Raw genomic sequence first — 17383 nt, forward strand, 5'->3', positions numbered from 1 at the left:
TCCAGTCATTCGGCAAGGTGAGATCGGTCGATCTCGACGACGACTTTCCCGTCCGCCTGCCGGTTTTCGATCAGCCGATATGCCACGTCGGTATCGTCAAATGTGACGTGGTGCGGGTCGAGCCTCGGCATCACCTTGCCGGCCTCGACCAGTTTCGTCATTTCCCGCATAATCTCGCCGTGATGTGGGCGTCCTTCGCCGCTCAGAAGCGGCAGCAGCGTGAAAACCCCGGAATAGGTCGCCGCCTTAAAGGAGAGCGGCGCCAGCGCGTGATTTCCCCAGCCAAGGCAGCTCACGACATGGCCGAACCGGCTGACGGCCCGGAACGCAGTATCGAGCCCCTGGCCGCCGACCGTATCGTAGATCAGATCGAAACCCTTGCCACCGGTATATCTGGCGACATAGGTTTCCACCGTCTCTGCGGCACGATCGATCGGCGTTGCACCAAGACCGGCGAGATAGTCCACTTTCGAAGCGCCATCGACGACATAGACCTCCGCCCCGACGGCCTTGGCGATCTGCGCGACGATATGACCGACACCGCCACCGCCCAGCACGAGCACCTTGTGATCGGCTCTCACGCCGGCGCGGTCGACGAGCCCTTCCCAGGCGGTAATTGCGATCAGCGGCAATGCTGCCGCCTCGCGCATAGAAAGGTTCTGCGGCTTCGGAGCCAACAGTGCGGCGTCGACGGCTGCGAATTCGGCAAGCGATCCCTGAACGCCGCCAACGCCGCCGGTCATGCCGTAAACCGCGTCGCCTCGACGGAAACCGCCGACGCCAGGTCCGACCTCTTCAACGATGCCGGCCATATCGATACCAAGCACGGCCGGAAGCGGGTGGCGTGCATGGGCCGCTTTGCCGGCTCTGATCTTCAGGTCCAGCGGATTGACACCGCTCGCCAAGATACGCACCAGGACCTGGCCTTCGCCCGGCATAGGCTTTGGAACATCGGCGATCCGCAATGGCGAATTCGGCGATTCCGCCAACATCACTTTCATCGTTGATTGTCTCGACATGCAACTCTCCTTCGTTCGCAGTGCAGCGTCCACGGTGGCAACGGGTTTTTCCGGAAGAAAGATCGCTCATTGAAACGCGAATGAAAATAGACGAAAAAGACTGAAGCCCATGCATTTTTGTTTGATGGATACGAGCGATGGAATGGAGCGACCTGAAGATTTTTCTGGCGATCGCGCGGTTCGGAACGCTTGGCGCAGCAGCCCGCAGCCTCGGTCTGACGCAGCCGACGATGGGCCGTCGGTTGCGTTCCCTGGAAGCGTCTGTTGGGCAGACGTTATTTCAGCGCACGACTGAGGGCTTCGTGCTGACCGAGGAAGGTGCGGCCGTGCTCGCCGGTGCTGAACGCATCGAGGAGGAGACGCTTGCTATGGAGCGCATCCTTGCCGGTGGCAGCCGCCAGCTCGGTGGTTTTCTCAGGCTGTCATCGTCCGACTGGTTCGGCGTGCATGTGCTTTCGCCGGTGCTGGCGGAATTCTCGCAACTCCATCCCAAGGTGGTGGTCGAACTATTGACCGACAGCCGGCTCCTCAGCCTGCCACGACGAGAAGCCGACCTCGTTTTTCGTATTCAGCCCTTTACGGAAGCGGAGATCATATCCCGCAAGCTTATCCATATTAAATACGGCCTTTACATTCGTCGCGGCGCGCCGCACCCGAGGGCATTTGACGGGGTGGGCGCCCGCCTCGTCACCATGGACCAAGCTTTCGGCGACATGCCGGATGCCGGGTGGCTGCAGCGCCTCTTGCCGCGGGCCGAAATTGTCATGCGCAGCAACAGCCGCGATGTTCAGGCGACGCTTTGTGCCAATGGAGCGGGGCTGGCCGTCCTGCCACGGCCGCTCGGCGATTCCCTTGCTGCTATTGAATTGGTGGATCTTGGCGAGGCGCCGCCCGGCCGCGACACCTGGGTCGGCTATCACCGCGACATGAAGCGCCTGGCGCGGCTGCGCGCCCTGCTGGATCTTGTCATCGAGAGATTGGCGCACTGAACCGGCGGGGGAGTATGATCTGAAATATGTGAGGGGCCTTTTGAGGCGACATCGCGTCATTTAGTTAGGTGTGCCGTCAGCGCTCCCAATAGGGGACAGGTCCGTAAAGCTCGGCGAGATAGTCGATGAACAGCCTGACCTTGGCCGGCAGGAATTGCCGGCTGGGATAGACGGCAGAGAGCGCCACATTGTGCGAGCCCTCATAGGCGGGCAGCACCTGCACCAGCTTGCCGGCCTTGAGTTCCTCGCCGATATCCCAGGTCGAGCGCAGCGCGATCCCGAGGCCTGAGATGACCGCCTCGCGGATTACCTCGCTGGAGTTGGTGACCAACATGCCTTCCGGCCGCAGGCTGATCATTCCGTCCGGCCCGTTCAGCCGCCAGGTGTCGCCGTTGTGCGCCGGCAGGCAGCGATGATGTTTCAAATCGTCGATATGTCCAGGCTCGCCGTGTTCCGCGAGATAATCCGGCGAGGCGCAGAGCAGCCGGCGCACCGGCGCCAGCCGCCGGGCGACGAGGCTGGAATCGGTGAGTTCGGCAATGCGGATCGCCAGATCGAAACCGCCGCCGACGATGTCGCTGAATTCATCGGTCAGCACCAGGTTGATCGCAAGCTCCGGATGCGCCTCCATGAACGCCTGCAGATGCGGCGCGATGTGCATGCGCCCGAACGAGGTCGGTGCCGAGATCTTCAGCGTCCCGTGCATCTGTGCCGAGCGGCCGGAAATGTAGAATTCCGCCTCTTCCAGCCCGGCGAGGATGCCAAGCACCCGGTCGTAGAAGCCCTGGCCGGCTTCCGTCAGCGAGATCTGCCGCGTCGTGCGCTGCAAAAGCCTGGTGCCGAGCCGGTCCTCCAGCCGCTTGATCCGCTTGGAGACGACGGCCGGGGAAAAGCCGAGTGCCCGCCCGGCAAGCGACATGCTGCCCGTCGAAACGACCTTGGCAAAGATTTCGAGATCGCCCAGATTGGTCATGCGGTTTTCGATTTTTTCCCCTTTTGGCATAAGTGCTTAGCATTTGCGCCGGTTTCGGGAAAGTGCTAAGCCGATTTATCGGCGGCAGGAGGTTCGCGGCCGGTTCCTGTCGTCATTTTCCCGATGAAAGGGGCTAGGGAGAACGCCATGTCCGACGCCATATCGTTTCTCAAACCCCGCGCCGATGTTCTCGCCCGCCGAGCCCAGATCGTCGCCGATCTCACCGATCTTCTGCCGCCGGAATGCCTGGTGCATGAGGCGCGCGAACTGGTTCCCTTCGAGACCGACGCTTTCGTGTCCTATCGCCGCCTGCCGCTCGCCGTCGCCCTGCCGCGCAGCACGGCTGAGGTTTCGGCGGTCATGCGTTATTGCCACCGCTACGGCATTCCCGTCGTGCCGCGCGGCGCCGGCACCTCGCTTTCGGGTGGCGCCATTCCGCAGGAAGATGCCGTCGTGCTCGGCCTGTCGAAGATGAACCGCATCCTCGAGGTCGATCTGCCCAATCGCGTTGCCGTGGTGCAGGCCGGTGTCACCAATCTCAATATTTCAGAGTCCGTCTCGGCGGACGGCTTTTTCTACGCGCCTGATCCGAGTTCGCAGCTTGCCTGCACCATCGGCGGCAATATCGGCATGAATTCCGGCGGCGCCCATTGCCTGAAATATGGCGTCACCACCAACAATCTGCTCGGCGTCAGGATGGTGCTGGTCGACGGCACGGTGATCGAGCTTGGCGGCAAGGCGCTGGATGCGGCGGGTTACGATCTGCTCGGCCTCGTTTGCGGCCATGAAGGCCAACTCGGCATCGTCACCGAGGCGACGGTGCGGCTGATCGCCAAGCCGGAAGGCGCGCGCCCCGTGCTCTTCGGCTTCGAAGCGTCGGAAGAGGCCGGCGCCTGTGTTGCCGATGTCATCGCCGCCGGCATCATCCCCGTCGCGATCGAATTCATGGACAAGCCGGCAATCGAGATCTGCGAAGCCTTTGCCCATGCCGGTTATCCCCTCGATGTCGGCGCGCTGCTGATCGTCGAGGTCGAAGGCTCGGAAGCGGAAATGGACGCGACGCTGAAAGACATCGTCGAAATCGCCCGCCGGCATGGCGTCAAGACGGTGCGCGAATGCCAGTCGGCCACCGAAGCGGCGCTGATCTGGAAGGGCCGCAAATCCGCCTTCGGCGCCACCGGCCGCATCGCCGATTATATCTGCATGGACGGCACCGTGCCACTCAGCCAGCTGTCTCATGTGCTGAAGAGAACTGCCGAGATCATCGACCATTACGGCCTGCGTGTCGCCAACGTCTTCCATGCCGGCGACGGCAATATGCATCCGCTGATCCTGTTCAACGCCAACGATCCCGAGGATGCCGCCCGCGCCGAGGCCGCCGGCAACGATATCCTCAAGCTCTGTGTCGACGCCGGCGGCTGCCTGACCGGCGAACACGGCGTCGGCATCGAGAAACGCGACCTGATGCGCCACCAATATTCCGAGACCGATCTCGCCCAGCAGATGGCGGCGCGCGCCGCCTTCGATCCCGGCTGGTTGCTCAATCCGTCCAAGGTCTTCCCGCTTGAAGGGCGCCCCGCCGCATGATCGATCTGACGCCGACAAGCGAGGAAGAGGCGGCGGCGATCGTCCACGCCCATGCCGAAAGCGGCCGGCCGCTCGCTATCTGCGGCGGCGATAGCCGCGCGGGCTTCGGCAACGCCGTTGCATCAGAAGACCGGCTGCGCTCGACCGCGCTTGCCGGCATCGTTGCCTACAATCCCGGCGAAATGGTCATGACCGTGCGATCGGGCACGCCGCTCGCCGAGGTCGAGGCAGCACTTTCCGACAGCGGCCAGATGCTCGCTTTCGAGCCGATGGATCATCGCCCTGTCATGGGCACATCGGGCGAGCCGACGATCGGCGGCGTCTTTGCCGCCAATGTCTCCGGCCCGCGCCGGCTCATTGCGGGGGCTGCCCGCGACAGCCTGCTCGGTGTGCGCTTCGTCAACGGCAGGGGCGAGATCATCAAGGCCGGCGGCCGGGTGATGAAGAATGTCACCGGCCTCGATCTCGTCAAGCTGATCGCCGGCTCGCACGGCACGCTGGGTTTCCTCACCGAAGTCACCTTCCGGGTGCCGCCGCGTCCGAAGACCGAGCGCACCGTGGTTCTGTCGGGCCTCAACGACGCCGAGGCGGCAAACGCCATGGCGGCGGCGATGGCGCTGCCGGTCGAAGTCTCGGCCGCCGCCCATCTGCCGCTGACGGTGACCTGGAAATTCCTCGCCGGCAAATTGCCCGAGGGCGAAGCGACGATGCTGCGCATCGAAGGCCTAGCCGGCTCGGTTGATGTACGCTTGGAAAAACTTGCGGCTGCAATGTCGGCCTTCGCAACGGTGACGCGGCTGGACGAGCCGGAAAGCCGCCGGCTCTGGGAGGAAATCCGCGATGTGCTGCCCTATGCCGACGGCACGACGCGGCCGGTCTGGCGCGTCTCGGTCGCCCCCGGCACCGGTCACCAACTGGTCGCAGCCCTTCGCCTCGAAGCCGGCGTCGACGCATTTTATGATTGGCAGGGTGGTCTCGTCTGGCTGCGCATGGAAGCCGGCCCCGAAGGCGAGCTCGTCCGCCGCTACATCAAGGCGCTCGGCGGCGGCCATGCGACGCTGATCCGCGCACCAGAGCAGGCGAGGGCGGCAACCGCGGCCTTTCATCCCGAGCCCGAGGCGGTGGCGATGCTGTCGCGGCGGGTGAAGGAGAAGTTCGATCCGGCCGGGATTTTCAATCCGGGGAAGATGGGGTGAGAAGATGAGTTTGCGTCTGGGTCACCCCCCTCTGTCCTGCCGGACATCTCCCCCACAAGGGGGGAGATCGGCAAGAGGTTGGACCATTGCTCCCTCGCCGTTCTATCGGAGTTGCAGTAGCCCAGTTGTTTGGGGAAGCCATCACCCCGATCCGATCTCCCCCCTTGTGGGGGAGATGTCCGGCAGGACAGAGGGGGGTGCCCTAGGCACAACGCCCCCGAAGCGGAGGCCCAGCTAGATGCAAACCAACTTCACCCCCACCCAACTCCTCGACCCTGATGTCGCCGAATCCGAGCAGATTCTGCGCAAATGTGTCCATTGCGGTTTCTGCACCGCCACCTGTCCCACCTATGTGACGCTCGGCAATGAGCTCGACAGTCCACGCGGCCGCATCTACCTGATCAAGGACATGCTGGAAAACGGCCGGCCGGCCGATGCCGAGGTCGTTACCCATATCGACCGCTGTCTATCCTGCCTTGCCTGCGTCACCACCTGTCCCTCCGGCGTCGACTACATGCATCTGGTCGATCACGCCCGCGCCCATATCGAAAAGACCTACAGGCGCCCGTTGATGAACCGGCTGACGCGGGCGATCCTTGCCGCCGTGCTGCCCTATCCCGGCCGCTTCCGCCTGGCGCTCAATCTCGCCCGCCTCGGCAGGCCCTTCGCCGGGCTGATGCGGGGGCCCGCGCTGAAACCCTTCGCCGCCATGCTGGCGCTTGCGCCGCGCCGCATCCCCGCCGCTTCACCCTTTGCAAAACCCGGCAGCTATCTGCCCGAAACCGAACGGCGCGGCCGGGTGGCGATGCTTTCCGGCTGCGCTCAGCCGGTGCTCGATCCCGGTATCAACGCGGCGGCGATCCGGCTTTTGACCCGGCTCGGCGTCGAGGTCGTGCTGCCGGAGGGCGAGGTCTGCTGCGGTTCGCTGGTTCATCACATGGGCCGTGCCGAACAGGCGCTCGCCAGTGCGCGGACCAATGTCGATCTCTGGACGCGCGAAATCGACGGGCAGGGGCTCGACGCGATCATCATCACCGCCTCGGGCTGCGGCACGACGATCAAGGATTACGGCCATATGCTGCGCCTCGATCCCGCCTATGCCGCAAAGGCGGCGAGGGTTTCGGGCCTTGCCAAAGACATCACCGAATATCTCGCAACCCTCGACCTGCCGGCGCACACGCCGAAGGGCATCACCGTCGCCTATCACTCCGCCTGTTCCATGCAGCACGGCCAGCGCATCACGCTCGCCCCGAAGCAATTGCTGAAAGCGGCGGGTTTTACCGTGCGCGATCCCGCCGAAGGCCATCTCTGCTGCGGTTCGGCCGGCACCTACAATATCATGCAGCCGGAGATCTCGGCCGCGCTGAAGGCACGCAAGGTCAAAAACATCGAAGCCACCAAGGCCGACATCATCGCCACCGGCAATATCGGCTGCATCACCCAGATCGCCACCGGCACCGCCATGCCGATCCTGCATACGGTCGAGCTGCTCGATTGGGCCTATGGCGGCGCTGTGCCGGAAAAATTAACAGGTTTGTCGTTAGGTTGACGTGAAAGGCCTGTCGGGCCGGTCTCGGGAGTTTAGACGATGTGGCGGGGAATGATCGTATTTGCGGGACTGCTCGGCTCGGCGGGCGCCGCCCATGCCGACAGCCGTTTTTTCTGTTCCGCCGATGACAAGGAAGCGCGCTTCACGCTCGAGAGCGGTTTCGAAAGCGGAGCCGGCCACAAGCTCAACCATTTCCGCGGCGCGCTTGTTGTCAAGGATCCGGCCCAATCGACCGTGTTCGGAAAGCGTGTTTTCGAATCGCAGCATCTGACCAACCATTGGTCGCGCGATGGCGATCTGCTGATGGAGGTCTTCGACGGCGGTGAGGATGACACCGGCGGAGCAACGCTGGATCTGGTCGTGGTTGCCGGCGAACGCGGCAAGCCGGCGGCAAATTTCAGCGGCACCTATTCGCTGACGATCGAAGGCGGTGAAAAACCCTATGCCGTCGAAGGCAAGGTCAGCTGCGGCACGAAATAAAGCGGTTTTCCGTCCGGAATTGCGCTTAGCAAAAAAATAGAGCGGCCCCAAAAGCTGGACCGCTCTACTGATTTCATTACCAGTGGAACGAAACGCCGACATTGACGGCATTGGTGAAGATGTTGGTCTTCAGGTCCACGCCGCTGTCGATCGGAACGTCGACGCGCGAATAGGTGCCCTTGTATTCGACGAAGGTCGACCAGCGATCGGTCACCTTGAAGTCGACGCCGGCCTGGGCCTGCAGCGTTACGCCGCCGAACTCATAAGCCCAGGTCTTGCCTTCGGGACGAATCACTTCGACATGCGGAATGTTCACGCCGACACCGGCGCCGAGATAAGGCGTCCAACGGCGGCTCGGATCCTGGAAGCGATAGAGCCCGTTGACCGTCAAGAGGTTCAGGCCGTCGGTGAATTCGAAATGCGACCAGCCGGTCTTGGCGAGCGTATCGTCGTCGGCATAGACCTTGTCATGGGTATAATCGAGCGAAATACCCCAGTTCGGCTTGTTGAAATTCTCGAGCCACCAGGTGACGCGGCCGCCGTAGTAAGGCGGGCTGCCGAAGGACTTGCCTTCCCAGCCGGCGGTGAAATGCGTGCCGTCGGAGAGATCGACGCCGCTGTGCGGCGCCGTCTGATAGCCGCCGTAGATGGAGAATTGCAGGTCTTCCGCCGAGACGGAGGCTGCCGAACAGATCGTGAAAAACGCAATGCCCGCAAGCAGGGAAGCTGAGGAACGCAGCGCAGATGTCATTGAAATAGCCCCGATATTGCAAATGAGTCGACCTTGCGGCAGCTGTGCCAGCTTTCCGCCGCAATGTCTAAGAGAAATGAAAGGGGCCACGAAAAGCGCCTTTCATTTTTTTCTAAAGTGTTGCTCAGCCGCCGAAAAGCGTGCGCAGCACGTCGATGCCGCGGTCCTCGAACGCGACCTTGCCCTGCTTGTTGCCGGGGCCGATAACGATCACCTTGGTGCCGACAGGCGCGCGATCGTAAAGATGCGTCACGTCTTCGTTCATCATCCGGATGCAGCCGGAGGACATGTTGAGGCCGATCGTCCAGGGCTGGTTGGTGCCGTGGATGCGGAAGATGGTGTCGCGGCCGCCCTGGTAGAGATACATGGCGCGCGCACCGAGCGGATTGTCCTCGCCGCCTTCCTGGAAAGCGGGAATGATGTGTCCCTTGGCGGCTTCGCGGCGGCGCATCTCGGCCGGCGGCGTCCATGCCGGCCATTCCGCCTTGCGGCCGATCTTGACGACGCCCGACCAGCCGAAGCCGTCGCGGCCGACGCCGATGCCGTAGCGGGTGGCGCGGTTGTTGCCCTCGATGAGGTAGAGATACTTGTTGTTGGTATCGATAATGACGGTGCCGGCTGCTTCCGTCGTCACCAGCCGCACTTTCTTGCGCTTGAATTCCGGCTTCACATATTTTGGCATCTGCGCCACACGCACGACTTGCGCCGGACGCTGTGTGTTGTCGGAGCCGGCAGGCGCGGCAAAGGCGGATGCAGACATCAAGGACAGGACAAGTCCGGCCGCGGCCAGACCTGGCATCAATTTGATCATGATCGATTCCCCTCAAGCAAATCTGCCTGAAGCTACATGAACTTCTGCCCGATACAAGATCGGCCCGGCCTGATAAAGCAATTTCGGGGAGGGAAGCCGCCTGTTCTTGCGGCTTCCAAGATAATTTATGTGTCGTTACATGACGACGACGCGGGTTCCGACGCGGACGCGGTCATAGAGGTCGACGACATCTTCGTTGCGCAGGCGGATGCAACCGGAGGAGACGGCGCTGCCGATCGACCAGGGCGCGTTGGTGCCGTGGATGCGGTAAAGCGTCGAGCCGAGATACATGGCGCGGGCGCCGAGCGGGTTTTCCGCGCCGCCGTCCATGCGCGCCGGCAGGTAGTGGCCCTTGGCGGCTTCGCGGCTGATCATTTCCGAAGGCGGCGTCCAGTCCGGCCATTCCTGTTTGCGGGTGATCTTGTGGGCGCCGGCCCATTCGAAGCCGGGCTTGCCGACGCCGACGCCGTAGCGCCGCGCCTTTCCGCCGTCCATCACCAGATAGAGGAAGCGGTTGTTGGTATCGATGACGATCGTGCCGGGTTTTTCCTCAGTGTCGTAATCGACCATCTGCGGCAGGAATTGCGGCTCGATCGGATGACGGATCGCAGGGATGCCCGGGTTGATCGCCGAAACGGTCTGCGGTGCGACTTGCGGCGCCTGGCGGATGACGCGGCGCTGGAAAAGCCCACGCTGCTGCAACTGGACGACCGGCCGCTGATAGACGACGGGGCGAACCGTGCCGCCGCCGAGCTGGTTGATCCAGGGCGCCGTCAGATCGGGGCTGAGCACGACGGGCGGACGGGTGGCGTAGCGGTCGTCTGCAAGGGCGGCCGTGGAGCATATGCCGAACAGGGCTGCGGCAAGAACAAGCTGTTTCATCATCGGACGGACTCTCTACAAATGGCCGAAAATGCGCTGGCGGAGACATCCGCCCAGGCGGAGATATCCCGCCCGGGAAAGACGCTGCCATCCAATCCGCCAGCGAATGGTAAAGATCGAATCATGAAAACCCGACCGGCCGGATAAACTTTTCGTCAGGGTTACCGTTCGGTTTGGAAAGACGGTTTGCAAATGGTAAAGCCGGAATCATGACCGGAAAACCAAGCGGACCGGCAAACAGACGGGCCCGGGAATGAAGCGGACATGAGCGAGACAGGCATCATCATCGGCGAGGATGGCAGGAGCCGCTGCCACTGGCACGCCAATCTGCCGGATTATATGAGATATCATGACGAGGAATGGGGCCGCCCTGTCACCAATGATATCCGCCTCTTCGAGAAGATCTGCCTCGAAGGCTTCCAATCCGGCCTTTCCTGGCTGACCATCCTGCGCAAGCGCGAGAATTTCCGCGCCGCCTTTTCCGGCTTCGATTTCGAAAAGGTCGCCCTGTTCGGTGACGAGGACGTCACCCGCTGCCTTGCCGATGCCGGCATCATCCGCCATCGCGGCAAGATCGTCTCCACCATCAACAATGCCAGGCGCGCCATCGCGCTGAGAGACGAATTCGGTTCGCTCGCCCATTATTTCTGGCGTTACGAACCAGGTCATAACGAGCGGCCTGGAGTGGTCGATCGCGAGCATATCGTCGCCAATCCGACGACGCCGACCTCGACGATCATTTCCAAGGATCTGAAGAAACGCGGCTGGACCTTTGTCGGCCCGACCACAGTTTATGCTTTCATGCAGGCGATGGGCCTCGTCAACGATCATCTGGAGGGCTGCTTCTGCCGGCCCGAGGTCGAGGCGATGCGCGCCGTTTTGGTCCGACCATGAAAGAAGATGCATCCGTGAGAACATTGATCGCCGCCGCTGCCCTCTTTCTCCTGACGGTCCCCGCTCTGGCGCAGACGCCGCAGCTCGATCCCGGTGAAAAGCTGGAGAAGCTGCAATTCCCGGCCGTCACCATGCAGTTGAAGGGCTGGACGAAGTTCGGCAACGGTCACGTCTACACGCTGCCGGTGCGCGCCGGCCAGCACATCAAGATCGACTTTGCCACCAAGAGCAAATTCGCCTTCCTGGCGATCTTCGACCTGTCGAAACCGGATGACGAGGCCTTCTTCGGCACCGACGAGGACGGCATGAGCTTCGAGACGACGGTCAAGGAAAACACCACCTGGCTGCTGCGTCCCTATTATTCCAAGGTGTCGCCGCGCCGCGGCCTCGGTGCCCCCTTCAGCATCCTGATCGAGCCTTTGGCGGCTGCCCCGAAACAGCCGCAGCCGCCGGCCGAGCCGGAACGCCCGTCGCTCTTTCCCAAGGCGCCTGCCAAACAGCAATAAGGCGGGCGTCCTGCCTCAAGCCAGCCGGTCGATCAGATCGCGCAATTCGCCGAGATGGCCGATCTTGCGGAAGCGCGGCGCCTCCGTCGGTTCGTCCACATGTTCCAGCACCCAGGTGAGTTCGTGCGGCACGAAGACGCCGTAGCTGCCGGCGGCGATCGCCGGCACGATGTCCGATTTCAGCGAATTGCCGACCATCATCGCCCGTTCCGGCCCATCGCCGACCTTGGCGAAGATGCGGCGATAGGTGACGGCCGTCTTGTCGGAGACGATCTCGACGGCATCGAAGAAGTCGCCGAGCCCGGACTGGGCGAGCTTGCGCTCCTGGTCGAACAGGTCGCCCTTGGTGATCATCACCAGCAGATATTTGCCGGAAAGCGCTTCCAGCGTGTCGCGCACATGCGGCATGGTCTCGACCGGATGGGAAAGAAGATCGCGGCCGGTATCGAGGATCTTGGCGATCACGCCGGCGGGAACCTTGCCTTCGGTGATCTCGATCGCCGTCTCGATCATCGATAGCGTAAAACCCTTGATGCCGAAGCCGTAATGGCGAAGGTTGCGCTTCTCGGCTTCCAGCAGCCGCTCGGAAATCTTCGGTCCTTCGGCGAAATCGGCAAGAAGCCCGGTGAAATGCGCTTCCGTCAGCCGGTAATATTGTTCGTTCTGCCAGAGCGTGTCGTCTGCATCGAAGCCGATCGTGGTCAGTGGTCGCGTCGTCATATGCGTACCTTTGAGCATGATGCCGAAAAGTGTGAGCGGTTTTCGAACAACATCATGTTCTAACTCTAAAATTGAGAACAGGATTCAGATTTTAGACCGACCCGGCCGAAAATCATCCTGTTCTTGAAATATCGCCGGCAATCTATCGCTCGCCTGTGTCGAGACAAGGGCTGTGTCGAGACAAGGCTGTTGAGACAAGGGCGCGGCGTTGAAAAGCCTCGCCGCCGCACTACATGAAAATCGCCTCACCTTGCAGCCAGCCACGGCTGTGCCTGTCACGCGCGCAGGCCAATAATCAAAAAATGAAGTTCAGCGGTTCGCAAGCCCCTCTTGCGGCAGACACAAAGGATTTTTTCGACCATGCGTTACAATCAACTCGGAAATACGGGACTTTTCGTCTCGGAAATCTGCCTGGGCACCATGACCTTCGGCGAAGCCAAACAGGGCACCATGTGGGGCGCCATCGCCGATGTCGACCAGAATGCCGCCGACCGGATCGTCGAGCGCTCGCTTGCCTCTGGCGTCAATTTCATCGACACCGCCGATGTCTACTCTGCCGGCGAGTCCGAAAGGCTGCTCGGCCAGGCGCTGAAGAACCTCGACGTGCCCCGCAAGGACGTCGTCATCGCCACCAAGGTCTATGGCGTCATGGGCGACAAGCCGAACGACCGCGGCGCCTCGCGCGGCCACATCATGGATTCGGTCGAGGCGAGCCTGAAGCGTCTGCAGACCGATCATATCGACCTCTATCAGATCCACGCGACCGATACGGTGACGCCGATCGAGGAGACGCTGCGCGCCTTCGACGATCTCGTTTCCCGCGGCCTCGTGCGTTACATCGGCGTCTCCAACTGGCAGGCCTGGCGCATTTCCAAGGCGCTCGGCCTCTCCGAACGCCGTGGCTTTGCCCGTTTCGAGACGGTGCAGGCCTATTATTCCATCGCCGGCCGCGATCTCGAACGCGACATCGTGCCGATGATGCAGGAGGAGAAGCTCGGGCTGATGGTCTGGTCGCCGCTCGCCGGCGGTCTCCTGTCCGGTAAATACGGTCCCGGCGCGCCCGGCAACGGCGAGGGCCGCCGCGCCAGTTTCGACTTCCCGCCGGTCGACAAGGACAAGGCCTGGGCCTGCGTCGCCGTCATGCGCGAGGTCGCCGAAAAGCACGGCGTCAGCGTCGCCACCGTGGCGCTCGCCTACATCCTCGCCAAGCCTTTCGTCACCACGGTGATCATCGGCGCCAAGCATGTCGACCAGCTCGACCAGAACCTGGCCGCCGTCAAGCTGAAGCTCGATGGGGACGATATGACGAAGCTCGACGAGGTCAGCGCCCTTGCTCCCGAATATCCGGGCTGGATGCTGTCGCGGCAGGGCGCCGGCCGCCGGCCGGTCGATTTCGAGCCGAAGGGCTGAGATCGCCGAGAGCAGCCCCTCATCCGGCTGCCGCCACCTCTCCCCGCCTGCGGGGCGAAGGGACCATGCCGCGACCTCGCCGTCCCTCGCGGACGTCTCGCGTGGCACGTCCCCTCGCCCCGTTTACGGGGAGAGGGTTAGGGTGAGGGGCGGCCATGGCGCGAACCGGACAGCCGGGGACCTGTGCCGGATATCCGCTGCACTGGTTCGGGATACTTACTTGCCGTGGGCCTTGAGCCAGGCGTTCATCTCGGCGATCTCGGCTTCCTGCGCCTTGATCACCCCTTCGGCGAGTTTGCGGATTTCGGCATCCTTGCCGTATTGGAGCTCGATCTTCGCCATGTCGATCGCGCCCTGATGGTGCGGGATCATGCCGCGGACGAAATCCACATCGGCATCGCCGCTATACTTGATCATCATATCCTTATGCATCTTGGTGTTCGCCTCGCTGAAGGCGTGGCTTGCCGCATCGTGACTGCCCATCGGCTTGCTCATGTCCATGGACATGTCTTCGGCAAGGGTGGGGACGGCGATGATGGCGAGCATTGCGGTAAGCGTGATGATTTTCAAAGACATGAGAGTTCCTTCCTCTGTCTGACAATAGGTCTTCCAGGCAGCAGCGCCACCTGATCGGCATGGATTGAAGTCAGGACAGTCGGGGAGGGGGTGCCTGGGGAGCAGGCCGCTTGTCATCCAGGGCGCGAGCAAGCGCAGGGGCGGGATAGCCGAAAACGGATTTTCCGCCATCCATGACCGTCACCGTGGGCGGCAGCAGAAGACAGGCGGCGCAAAGCGGCATATGCGCAGCGTCGCCGCCGGTGCAGGGCTCTTTCAAGGGAGCGGCATGGCTTGTTCCCTCTGGCATTTTCATGCCAGCCATCTCGTGGTGCATGCTGCCGTTATCGACTGCGACCGGCGCATTCATCGACGCGCAGGCCGGGCAGCCCGCCCATGCGGACATGGCGCTGTAGACCAGCCAGCCGAGAACCATCGTGATGAGGGCGAGCGTGCGCATGCTGTTTCATATAGGGGAATGCCGGCGGCAATCCAAGCCGTCAGTCACGGCCTCGTGTCTCACCAGGCGGCAATCACCTTGTGCTCGATCCGGTAATCCCGGCTCGCCTCGCCAAGCGGCGCCACCGGCCATATCCAGGCTGCTTTCGACGGCGGTGCCGGGACGCCGTGCAGCAGCTCGGCCTCTTCATGTGTCTTGCCGTTGCGGTCGATGACGGCATAGGCGATGTCGCTCACCAGGCAGTTGCGGCAGGAGAGCCCCGAAAGCCCGGCCAGATGCGCCGCAATCAGCCTTTCCACGGTATCTTCAGGCATGCGGCCGGCCTCGGCCTCGCAGCGGCGTTTGACGCCGCGGCCGATCTGCGACAGCAGATTGGCCGAAACCACGAAATCGAGATAGGGCACCGAGCGCAGGAAGCCGAGGGGTTCGGGCTCTTTGCCGGCGGCAAGGTCGTCATAGCCGGAGAGATCGCGCTCGATCAGCCTGACATTGCGATAGCCTTTGGCCCCAAGCCACAGGCGCACCGAGGCGAGATGAACGAGATCGACCAGAACGACGGTATCGAATGCGCCTGCCAGTTCCGTGATCGGCACGTCCCGCAACAGGCCGGAGCCGAGTACGACGGCGGTCCGCTTCTGCCGGAGATCGGCCGTCGCCGCGCGGATCGCATTCCGGCTCATCGTTTCATGCTCGGCCCATTCGCCGGCGCAGCGCCCGGCCCGTGACCAGAGATTGACGGAATAGCGGATGAACTTTCGATACGCCTTGCCGGTCAGCGGCCATGTCGCGGCATAGAGAAGCGCTTCAGCGATCATGATGCATATCCCGCGTTTCGGATGAATACCCTGTTCAATCGATTCTGGCAGCCACATCAAGACCCTTCGCCCTTGCCGCTCCCCGCCCAATCCGCTAGGAAACCGCCACTGTCACAGTCAGCGGAATTCCCGGAAATGAACGACAAGCAGAAGAAACCGCAAAAGCTCAAGGCCCGCCTGCCGCGCGGCTTCGTCGACCGGACGGCCGGCGATATCCGCGCCGTCAACGAGATGACGGCAAAGATCAGGGAAGTCTATGAGCATTATGGTTTCGACCCGCTCGAAACGCCGCAGTTCGAATATACCGACGCACTCGGCAAGTTCCTGCCTGACAGCGACCGGCCGAACGAGGGCGTCTTCTCGCTGCAGGACGACGACGAGCAATGGATGTCGCTGCGTTACGACCTGACGGCGCCGCTTGCCCGTCATGTCGCCGAGAATTTCAACGAGATCCAGCTTCCCTACCGCACCTATCGCGCCGGTTACGTCTTCCGCAACGAGAAGCCGGGCCCGGGCCGCTTCCGCCAGTTCATGCAGTTCGATGCCGATACCGTCGGTGCGCCGGGTGTTCAGGCCGATGCCGAAATGTGCATGATGATGGCCGATACGCTTGAGGCTCTCGGCATCAAGCGCGGCGACTATGTCGTCCGCGTCAACAACCGCAAGGTCCTGGACGGCGTGCTCGAGGCGATCGGCCTCGGCGGCGACGACAAGGCCGGCCAGCGGCTCAACGTGCTGCGCGCCATCGACAAGCTCGACAAGTTCGGCCCGGAGGGCGTGGCCCTGCTGCTCGGCCCCGGCCGCAAGGATGAATCCGGCGACTTCACCAAGGGCGCCGGCCTCGACCAGGCGCAGATCGACAAGGTGCTGTTCTTCGTCGGCATCAAGGACTATGCCGAAAGCGCTTCGCGCCTGGCCGAACTCGTTGCCGGAACCTCAAAGGGCGCCGAAGGCGTCGAGGAGCTGAACTTCATCGGTGCGCTGGTTGCGAGCGCCGGCTACGGCGCCGATCGCATCAAGATCGATCCCTCCATCGTCCGCGGCCTCGAATATTATACCGGCCCGGTCTATGAGGCCGAACTGAGCTTCGACGTCACCAATGAGAAGGGCGAAAAGGTCGTCTTCGGTTCGGTCGGCGGCGGCGGCCGTTATGATGGCCTGGTCTCCCGCTTCATGGGCCAGCCGGTGCCGGCCACTGGCTTTTCGATCGGCGTCTCCCGGCTGATGACGGCGCTGAAGAACCTCGGCAAGCTCGGCGCCAGCGACGTGATCGAGCCGGTGCTGGTGACCGTCATGGACGGCGATGTCGAGGCGATGGGCCGTTATCAGAAGATGACGCAGCAACTCCGCACCGCCGGCATCCGCGCCGAGATGTTCCAGGGCAACTGGAAGAAATTCGGCAACCAACTGAAATATGCCGACCGCCGCGGCTGCCCCGTCGCCATCATCCAGGGCGGCGATGAGCGCGCAACCGGCGTGGTGCAGATCAAGGATCTGATCGAGGGCAAGCGGCTCTCCGGCGAGATCGAGGACAATGCCAGCTGGCGCGAAGCCCGCGTGGCGCAGGAGACCGTGCCGGAAGCCGACCTCGTCGCCAAGGTGAGGGAGATTCTTGCGGCGCAGGCGGAGGATCGGAAGAGGGCGGGCGGCGATGTCTGAGGCATACCCCCCTCTGCCCTGCCGGGCATCTCCCCCACAAGGGGGGAGATCGGATAGGAGCGGCCACTTGCTCCAGTCAAACGTCGCAAATGGCCGAAATCATTTAACGCACGCCCAATATCGTGGG

Annotated in this window: 18 protein-coding genes; 9 read left to right on the forward strand and 9 right to left on the reverse strand. The window is 62.7% G+C overall.

All coding sequences use genetic code 11. The annotated features are described in order from the left end of the window. Positions 1 to 5 precede the first annotated feature (5 nt). Positions 6 to 1019, reverse strand: a complete 1014-nt coding sequence (locus tag FHX14_RS22510) for a zinc-dependent alcohol dehydrogenase family protein (protein WP_184378789.1) — start codon at positions 1017 to 1019, stop codon at positions 6 to 8. Positions 1020 to 1156: 137 nt separating this feature from the next. Between FHX14_RS22510 and FHX14_RS22515 the strand changes: the two genes are divergently transcribed. Then, positions 1157 to 2008, forward strand: coding sequence for a LysR family transcriptional regulator (locus FHX14_RS22515; RefSeq protein ID WP_183693768.1), 852 nt, complete (start codon positions 1157 to 1159; stop codon positions 2006 to 2008). A gap of 76 nt (positions 2009 to 2084) precedes the next feature. Here FHX14_RS22515 and FHX14_RS22520 read toward each other — a convergent pair whose 3' ends face one another. Beyond that, the gene (locus tag FHX14_RS22520) at positions 2085 to 2981 is read right to left on the reverse strand and encodes a LysR family transcriptional regulator (RefSeq protein ID WP_184378791.1); all 897 of its coding nucleotides are present in this window, start codon (positions 2979 to 2981) and stop codon (positions 2085 to 2087) included. Between the two features lie 147 nt (positions 2982 to 3128). Here FHX14_RS22520 and FHX14_RS22525 point away from each other — a divergent pair, with 147 nt between their 5' ends. The 4 genes from FHX14_RS22525 (at position 3129) to FHX14_RS22540 (ending at position 7793) form a co-directional block, all read left to right on the forward strand. After that, positions 3129 to 4568 (forward strand): FAD-linked oxidase C-terminal domain-containing protein, encoded by a 1440-nt coding sequence (locus FHX14_RS22525; RefSeq protein WP_184378793.1) that lies wholly within the window; start codon positions 3129 to 3131, stop codon positions 4566 to 4568. Beyond that, entirely contained in the window at positions 4565 to 5764 is a 1200-nt protein-coding gene (gene glcE, locus FHX14_RS22530; RefSeq protein ID WP_184378795.1) for a glycolate oxidase subunit GlcE, read from the forward strand. The genes FHX14_RS22525 and glcE overlap by 4 nt, the downstream gene beginning before the upstream one ends. 238 nt (positions 5765 to 6002) lie before the next feature. After that, the gene (gene glcF, locus FHX14_RS22535; RefSeq protein WP_184378797.1) at positions 6003 to 7313 is read left to right on the forward strand and encodes a glycolate oxidase subunit GlcF; all 1311 of its coding nucleotides are present in this window, start codon (positions 6003 to 6005) and stop codon (positions 7311 to 7313) included. Positions 7314 to 7352: 39 nt separating this feature from the next. Continuing rightward, complete coding sequence (locus FHX14_RS22540) at positions 7353 to 7793, forward strand: hypothetical protein (RefSeq protein ID WP_184378799.1); 441 nt, start codon at positions 7353 to 7355, stop codon at positions 7791 to 7793. 76 nt (positions 7794 to 7869) lie between these two features. Here the strand turns inward: FHX14_RS22540 and FHX14_RS22545 are convergent, their stop codons facing one another. From FHX14_RS22545 to FHX14_RS22555, 3 genes are all read right to left on the reverse strand, one after another. Beyond that, a complete protein-coding gene (locus tag FHX14_RS22545; protein ID WP_003588322.1) occupies positions 7870 to 8544 on the reverse strand; it encodes an outer membrane beta-barrel protein in 675 nt (224 codons plus the stop codon). 124 nt (positions 8545 to 8668) lie between these two features. Then, positions 8669 to 9355: a L,D-transpeptidase gene (locus FHX14_RS22550; RefSeq protein ID WP_003588319.1), complete on the reverse strand. Its 687-nt coding sequence runs from the start codon at positions 9353 to 9355 to the stop codon at positions 8669 to 8671. A 135-nt stretch (positions 9356 to 9490) separates the two neighbouring features. Then, positions 9491 to 10240, reverse strand: a complete 750-nt coding sequence (locus FHX14_RS22555; protein ID WP_012556702.1) for a L,D-transpeptidase — start codon at positions 10238 to 10240, stop codon at positions 9491 to 9493. A 261-nt stretch (positions 10241 to 10501) separates the two neighbouring features. Here FHX14_RS22555 and FHX14_RS22560 point away from each other — a divergent pair, with 261 nt between their 5' ends. Continuing rightward, complete coding sequence (locus FHX14_RS22560) at positions 10502 to 11131, forward strand: DNA-3-methyladenine glycosylase I (protein WP_003588316.1); 630 nt, start codon at positions 10502 to 10504, stop codon at positions 11129 to 11131. Continuing rightward, complete coding sequence (locus FHX14_RS22565) at positions 11128 to 11637, forward strand: hypothetical protein (protein WP_184378801.1); 510 nt, start codon at positions 11128 to 11130, stop codon at positions 11635 to 11637. Before FHX14_RS22560 ends, FHX14_RS22565 begins: the two co-directional genes overlap by 4 nt. Positions 11638 to 11652: 15 nt before the next feature. Here the strand turns inward: FHX14_RS22565 and FHX14_RS22570 are convergent, their stop codons facing one another. Then, the gene (locus tag FHX14_RS22570; protein ID WP_003588314.1) at positions 11653 to 12357 is read right to left on the reverse strand and encodes an HAD family hydrolase; all 705 of its coding nucleotides are present in this window, start codon (positions 12355 to 12357) and stop codon (positions 11653 to 11655) included. Between the two features lie 360 nt (positions 12358 to 12717). Here FHX14_RS22570 and FHX14_RS22575 point away from each other — a divergent pair, with 360 nt between their 5' ends. Then, positions 12718 to 13767 carry an aldo/keto reductase gene (locus FHX14_RS22575; RefSeq protein WP_012556705.1) on the forward strand — a complete coding sequence of 350 codons (1050 nt, stop codon included), beginning with the start codon at positions 12718 to 12720 and terminating at the stop codon, positions 13765 to 13767. A gap of 216 nt (positions 13768 to 13983) precedes the next feature. On the opposite strand, the gene FHX14_RS22580 is transcribed toward FHX14_RS22575, so the two are convergent. The 3 genes from FHX14_RS22580 to FHX14_RS22590 form a co-directional block, all read right to left on the reverse strand. Next, a complete protein-coding gene (locus tag FHX14_RS22580) occupies positions 13984 to 14343 on the reverse strand; it encodes a DUF305 domain-containing protein (protein WP_184378803.1) in 360 nt (119 codons plus the stop codon). A gap of 70 nt (positions 14344 to 14413) precedes the next feature. Beyond that, positions 14414 to 14782, reverse strand: a complete 369-nt coding sequence (locus FHX14_RS22585; protein WP_184378805.1) for a hypothetical protein — start codon at positions 14780 to 14782, stop codon at positions 14414 to 14416. A 59-nt stretch (positions 14783 to 14841) separates the two neighbouring features. Continuing rightward, positions 14842 to 15597: a hypothetical protein gene (locus FHX14_RS22590; protein ID WP_184378807.1), complete on the reverse strand. Its 756-nt coding sequence runs from the start codon at positions 15595 to 15597 to the stop codon at positions 14842 to 14844. Positions 15598 to 15732: 135 nt separating this feature from the next. On the opposite strand from FHX14_RS22590, the gene hisS reads away from it, so the two are divergent. Next, a complete protein-coding gene (hisS, locus tag FHX14_RS22595) occupies positions 15733 to 17256 on the forward strand; it encodes a histidine--tRNA ligase (RefSeq protein ID WP_054181413.1) in 1524 nt (507 codons plus the stop codon). The last annotated feature ends 127 nt before the right edge of the window (positions 17257 to 17383 follow it).

The organism is Rhizobium sp. BK619 (assembly GCF_014195245.1).
GTDB classification, from domain to species: domain Bacteria; phylum Pseudomonadota; class Alphaproteobacteria; order Rhizobiales; family Rhizobiaceae; genus Rhizobium; species Rhizobium acidisoli.